This window comes from Deinococcus sp., from assembly GCF_025362455.1.
Classification (GTDB): domain Bacteria; phylum Deinococcota; class Deinococci; order Deinococcales; family Deinococcaceae; genus Deinococcus.
Window position 1 is genome coordinate 1 of record NZ_JANYGJ010000004.1, and the last position, 5,134, is coordinate 5,134.

8 protein-coding genes are annotated in these 5,134 nt (G+C 58.5%); 3 read left to right on the forward strand and 5 right to left on the reverse strand.

Features of this window, described 5'->3' with window-relative positions; translation table 11 throughout:
* Positions 1–356 precede the first annotated feature (356 nt).
* Entirely contained in the window at positions 357–1,157 is an 801-nt protein-coding gene (locus Q0R23_RS00215; protein ID WP_293909035.1) for a hypothetical protein, read from the forward strand.
* 455 nt (positions 1,158–1,612) lie between these two features.
* Here Q0R23_RS00215 and Q0R23_RS00220 read toward each other — a convergent pair whose 3' ends face one another.
* Positions 1,613–1,735 carry a hypothetical protein gene (locus Q0R23_RS00220; RefSeq protein ID WP_293909037.1) on the reverse strand — a complete coding sequence of 41 codons (123 nt, stop codon included), beginning with the start codon at positions 1,733–1,735 and terminating at the stop codon, positions 1,613–1,615.
* Positions 1,719–1,958, reverse strand: a complete 240-nt coding sequence (locus Q0R23_RS00225) for a hypothetical protein (RefSeq protein ID WP_293909039.1) — start codon at positions 1,956–1,958, stop codon at positions 1,719–1,721. The genes Q0R23_RS00220 and Q0R23_RS00225 overlap by 17 nt, the downstream gene beginning before the upstream one ends.
* Before the next feature lie 61 nt (positions 1,959–2,019).
* Between Q0R23_RS00225 and Q0R23_RS00230 the strand changes: the two genes are divergently transcribed.
* Positions 2,020–3,171: a glycerate kinase gene (locus tag Q0R23_RS00230; protein ID WP_293909041.1), complete on the forward strand. Its 1,152-nt coding sequence runs from the start codon at positions 2,020–2,022 to the stop codon at positions 3,169–3,171.
* 24 nt (positions 3,172–3,195) lie between these two features.
* On the opposite strand, the gene Q0R23_RS00235 is transcribed toward Q0R23_RS00230, so the two are convergent.
* Positions 3,196–3,447, reverse strand: coding sequence for a hypothetical protein (locus Q0R23_RS00235; RefSeq protein ID WP_293909043.1), 252 nt, complete (start codon positions 3,445–3,447; stop codon positions 3,196–3,198).
* A gap of 207 nt (positions 3,448–3,654) precedes the next feature.
* Between Q0R23_RS00235 and Q0R23_RS00240 the strand changes: the two genes are divergently transcribed.
* Complete coding sequence (locus Q0R23_RS00240) at positions 3,655–4,512, forward strand: hypothetical protein (protein ID WP_293909045.1); 858 nt, start codon at positions 3,655–3,657, stop codon at positions 4,510–4,512.
* 1 nt (position 4,513) lies between these two features.
* On the opposite strand, the gene Q0R23_RS00245 is transcribed toward Q0R23_RS00240, so the two are convergent.
* Positions 4,514–4,696 (reverse strand): hypothetical protein, encoded by a 183-nt coding sequence (locus Q0R23_RS00245; protein WP_293909047.1) that lies wholly within the window; start codon positions 4,694–4,696, stop codon positions 4,514–4,516.
* A 29-nt stretch (positions 4,697–4,725) separates the two neighbouring features.
* Positions 4,726–5,134: SDR family oxidoreductase (locus tag Q0R23_RS00250; RefSeq protein WP_293909049.1), on the reverse strand; the 409-nt coding region annotated here is incomplete at its 5' end.

Consider the following 5,134-nt stretch of genomic DNA (forward strand, 5'->3'; position numbering starts at 1 on the left):
CCAGCTCGAAAAGGGCCTGGGCAGCAGCGACGCTTTGCGGGTACTCAACGCCACCTTCCCCTGGAGCCGCTGCTACCTGGCGTATGACCAGGCCACCATCCTCAGCCGCTTTGCGCCCAAGCCCCCCGCCTGGGCGAACAGACAGCCGGGAGCAGGGAAGGGGATGCAGGCGTGAGTGACGGAAAACTCAACTTATGAGGATTATGCAATAGAATTCACCTAATCGTTGGCAAATAATTGTAGAAAGGTGTTGTATTCAGCTTTGTGTAGAAGCTGACTAGGTGGACTCACCTGACAGTGTCAGCCGGATTTCTACGATGAGTTGAAGCGCTGGGTTTGGTGAAAAGGAGAGGAATATGAAATACGGTAAACTAATGGTTTTAGGATCGTTGACCTTGATTTTGAGTGCTTGCGGAGAACAAAGAGCGGTTACACCGGTGGCGCAGATCGATCTTCAAAACGCTACTTCGGCTACAGACCTATTAAGCCGTTTAAATTCAAAGGGCATCTCTGCTTCTTACGAGGAGTATAGGGAGCGTCAGGTTTTAGGCGGAGCGACGGAAGCAGATTTTATTCAAATCGTTAATAACAATGTGACGAAATACCCCTCCACCCAAATCACTGCTCAGATTGTTTACGGTGACATAGCTACTCAGATCAAAGACTTGAATCCACAGGAGAAAACTCTATGCAATCAATCTGCATCTCAATGTGCGGCAGTTCTTGCTGCTGGAGGTGTAGCCCACTTCTTCTCTAGTCAATTTGCGGGTTGGCAATCAGTTACAACAGACAACGAGCGGGATGCCATTAGACATGGAACCTGGAACGCTTGTATGACGATGAATGTTGGTTATGCTCAGGCTCAAGCTTGGGCTAACGCACATGAGTACGGTAGTGCCACTAGGATTCCTAGTTCTATCGGCGAGCAAATGGATTTCTACAACAACTCCGTGGGACGTAATATCGGGAACGAAACTCTAGCAATCAACTTTCCCGCTGCTTATCGCGATGAAGGTGCTGCACGTAATGTCAAAGCAGCGGTAAAATCTGGCAGACTGCGTGTAGTGTCTAGGGCCTACGCTTCTCAGCCCCAGGCAAGTGGTAATACACTGGTGGCTAGCAATGTGTACAGCTCCGCCTGGCCAAGTAGCTTCTAGTCCCAGAAGTTTACACCATGCAAAGATCTAGAAATCGACTAATTACATTGTCGGGATGTTTTCTACTGGTCGTTTTGATTTTTGGATACCGAAGCATCAATGGAAACATACAGGATGCTAGTTTCCCTATGTCCTTGGAAAAATGTGTCAAAACATTTACAACAGATTACACGTATGGCAAGGACAAGATTACCGGCGATAAATATCTAATTTTACGAAGAAAAGATTCTTTCAGAGTAACAAATTATTGTGGTTGAAGCTTGCCTGCTTTTCTCGAATACTCGATCAGTGCGGCCTTGACCACATGCCCCAGTGTTTTATCAGTCAGCCCAGCCCAGCTCCGGCGTTCATTCTCCAAGTGGACTCACCGGGCTGGGCGTTGTTCTGCTCGCTGCGCTACTCCCTTCGCCTCAGCTCTAGCTCGTGCCAGGCGGTTTCCCGCCTCTCCATTCACTTCACAATCCCAGATGCCCCCTCAAGCGCTCGTCCAACTCGTTCATCAGGTCGCCCGGCAGGCGGCTCAGGCGGCGGCGGATGCAGGCCTTGCTGACGTGCCAGAAGTTAACTAGCCGTTCCATCATCTCGTATAAGGCCATGTCCCGATTCCAAATCAAAAAGCGGATCGGCCTCCAGCTCCGCTCCCGACTCCCGGTAAGCGCGTGCGAGTTCAACTTCGCGGAGCGCGTTCAACGCCTCTTCAATCACCTCGCTTTCGCTCAGGCGGTGGCGCTCCTGGTATTCCGTCAGGAACTTCAGCAGCGGCGCGGTCAAGCTGACGGTGGTTTTCTCGGCGCGGCTCATGGCTTCAGTTTGACAGGCGAGCGTGTGGCTGAACCCAAACGTTTACGGCTACAGTCTCCCCATGCCCCTCTCGGTCCTCATCGCCCCCGACACCTTCAAAGGCAGCTTACCTGCTGACCTGGCCTGCGCCGCCATTGCCCGTGGCGTGCGCCGGGCCGTGCCGGACGCCATCTGCGCCGAATTCCCGATGGCCGACGGCGGCGAGGGCAGCCTCGATATTCTGGGCCGCGTCCACGGCTTCACGGTGCGAGAGCTGACCGTCACTGGCCCGCTCGGCCATCCGACGCCGGGCCGGTATCTCATTTCGGCAGACCGCCACCGCGCCATCGCCGAACTCGCGCTCGCCTCCGGCCTGACCCTAATGGCCCCGGAGGACCGCCGACCCCTGAGCGCGTCCACCTTCGGAACCGGCGAATTGCTGCGCTCGGCGCTCCTCGAACTGGCCCCCGGCGGCGAGATCACCCTCTGCCTGGGCGGCAGCGCCACCAGCGACGGCGGCGCCGGACTGCTGAGCGCCCTGGGTTTCTGTTTTTTAGATGTGGACGGTGACGAGCTGCCTCCAGGCGGCGCCGCCCTGCTCGATCTCGCCCGCATCGACGACGGGAGCGTGTTGCCGCAAGCCAGAACCGTGAGTTGGCGCCTCGCCTGCGACGTGCAGACGCCCTTGACCGGACCCCAGGGCGCCGCCGCTCTGTTCGGCCCGCAGAAGGGCGCGACGCCGGATGAGGTGGACGTGCTTGAAGCGGCCCTTTCCCGCCTGGCCGACGTGATTCAGGCCCAGACCGGCATCCGCCTCCACAATCTGCCGGGTGCCGGAGCGGCGGGCGGCACGTCCGGCAGCCTGCACGCGCTGCTCGGCGCGGAGTTGGTTAGCGGCGCGGCCCAGATCGCCCGCTCGATTGGGCTGGAAGCGGCCACCGCGTCCGGCACCTACGACCTGCTGCTGACCGGCGAGGGCCGCCTGGACGAGCAGTCCCGGCACGGCAAGGTCGTCGGCGTACTGGTCGAGCTGGCGCACGCTGCTGGCCTGCCGGTCATCGCGCTGGCCGGGTCGGTGGACCTGCACACGCCCTGGCCGGAGCTGAGCGCCGCTTTCGCCCTGGCACCGGGGCCGCTGAGCCTGGCCGAAAGTCAGGCCCGCGCAGCCGAACTGCTGGAGGAGTGCGCCGCGCAGGTGATGGGCGTGTGGGTGGCGGCGCGGCGGGGGCGCTGAGTCGGGCGCACTGGTCTTTGGTGCTCAGCGCGAGTAGTGCGCGGCAACAACGGCGCCATCTCTTTTCATGATGGTCAATTCCAGTCGCCCACCGCCGCGCTCCATGTCCATCCAGTCGCCCTGTCCGCCGCCCAGCACCTGAAACACCACCCAGCGGTCCTGCGCGTCTTGCACCACGATATCTTCAGGGGCGACCTCGGCGTTTCGTTCCCTGGCAATGGCGACGTAAATGGCAATCGCCGTCTCAGGTGCCTTGACCATTAGGCCGAGTTGCATAGTGCCGGGTTTAGACATCCTGACCTCCGTGAATATGCTCTGGTCTTGTCGGGCCAAGCGACTTTCCCGCCGCTTCACAGTCCCAGATGCCCGCGCAGCCGCGAGTCCAGTTCCAGCATCAAATCGCCCTGGCAGATGGCTGAGCGGGTGGCGAATTCTGGCCTTGCCGATGTGCCGCCATCGACGAAGGCGGATATACTGCTTTACATGTCTGACTCATCCATGCCGCCGCTGGAGCAAAGTGAATTCAGTGCCGTTGTGCCGCTGCGCCCCGCGACCCAGGCGGATATAGACCGGGTGAAGGCTGACTTGCCTCCGGGGACACAGGCCCTCTACCTGCTGGAGAGTGGCCCGGACTCCTGGCGCGTTGCCGACGGAGACGTGACGATCGATGCCAGTATTTTGAGCACAGAGTATGTCATCGTATTCGGCAACCTGACCATCAACGGTAACTATGACGATAACAGTGGAGACGGGGCGCTGGTCGTTATGGAATCTTTGAGTCTGGAGCACTGTACGAGCTGGGGAACGGTATACGTACATGCGGGTATGACAGCCAGTGGACTCGTCTATGCTTACTACAATGACCATACGTTTGAAGTGGACGGTAAGACTAACGCTCGTGGTGTTCTGTTTTTTGACAAGGCGGGACACATCAATCCTGGCGTTGTCGGCTTTTACCTCAATGACTTCGATGACCACGACCAGTATGGTGATCATTTGCTGACATTACATCCTGACCTATTTGTGTTCGGTGATTATATCGAAGAGTCTACCAAAATGCACAACCTATTTCCGGATTTTGGATTAGTACGCAAAAGATTGCAGCAAGGTCTACCTATTTTCCGGGCTGTCCCGGCGCCCAGAGAACTGTTGGTAGATATCGAGATTGCTATAGATTATTCCAGCTCTGACAATCAAATTCTGGCTATTCTCGGCGGTGATGTGCTGCTTCCCCGCCTGGTGGCGGCCCGCGATGAACTTTCCGACACTATGAGAACAGAACTGCGTACTTCTGCTGATCCTGTCGTTCAAAGACTTCTGGCAGCCGCAGAATCACCGTAGATCACTGGCGGGGCGTTTGCGAGGGCGGGGCGGTAGTGTCAATCGGCGCCTCGCGTTCCTGCTGCATGGTCGGTTGATCTCGCTCAATCGGGCCTTCGAAAGCGGTCAGGGCGTCGAATATCGCGGCGCCATTCTGCTTTCTGACGGGCTTCTCGACGTGTTCCAGATCTTCTTCTCGTTTCATCAGCTCACCTACTTGAAGACTACTCCCGCTCACGACGCCAAAAATCCCCCGTCCACCGGCAGCGTCACGCCGTTGACCATACCCGCCGCGTCGCTCAGCAGGTACGCCACCGCCTGCGCCACGTCGAGCGGCTGGGCGAAGCGGCCCAGTGGGTTGCGCTCAAGCATCGGCCCACTTTTGGCCGGGTCGGACCAGGCCATCACGCCCATCGGCGTCAGGGTCACGGTGGGATTGACCGCGTTGACCCGGATGCCGCGCGGCCCCAGCTCAATCGCCATCACGCGGGTGAGTTGATCGAGTGCCCCTTTCGAGGCGCAGTAGGTCGCGTGGTCCGGCAACCCCACACTGGACGACTGGCTCGACACGTTCACGATGGCGCCCGGCACACCCCGCTCGATCAGCCCCCGCGCCACGATCTGGCTGATGGTCATGACCGCC

What these genes read in the sequence shown, in the direction of transcription:
- Q0R23_RS00215 (WP_293909035.1), top strand. Translation starts at nt 357, where the DNA reads ATGAAATACGGTAAACTAATGGTTTTAGGATCGTTGACCTTGATTTTG.
- Q0R23_RS00220 (WP_293909037.1), bottom strand. Translation starts at nt 1,735, where the DNA reads ATGGAACGGCTAGTTAACTTCTGGCACGTCAGCAAGGCCTGCATCCGC.
- Q0R23_RS00225 (WP_293909039.1), bottom strand. Translation starts at nt 1,958, where the DNA reads ATGAGCCGCGCCGAGAAAACCACCGTCAGCTTGACCGCGCCGCTGCTG.
- Q0R23_RS00230 (WP_293909041.1), top strand. Translation starts at nt 2,020, where the DNA reads ATGCCCCTCTCGGTCCTCATCGCCCCCGACACCTTCAAAGGCAGCTTA.
- Q0R23_RS00235 (WP_293909043.1), bottom strand. Translation starts at nt 3,447, where the DNA reads ATGCAACTCGGCCTAATGGTCAAGGCACCTGAGACGGCGATTGCCATT.
- Q0R23_RS00240 (WP_293909045.1), top strand. Translation starts at nt 3,655, where the DNA reads ATGTCTGACTCATCCATGCCGCCGCTGGAGCAAAGTGAATTCAGTGCC.
- Q0R23_RS00245 (WP_293909047.1), bottom strand. Translation starts at nt 4,696, where the DNA reads ATGAAACGAGAAGAAGATCTGGAACACGTCGAGAAGCCCGTCAGAAAG.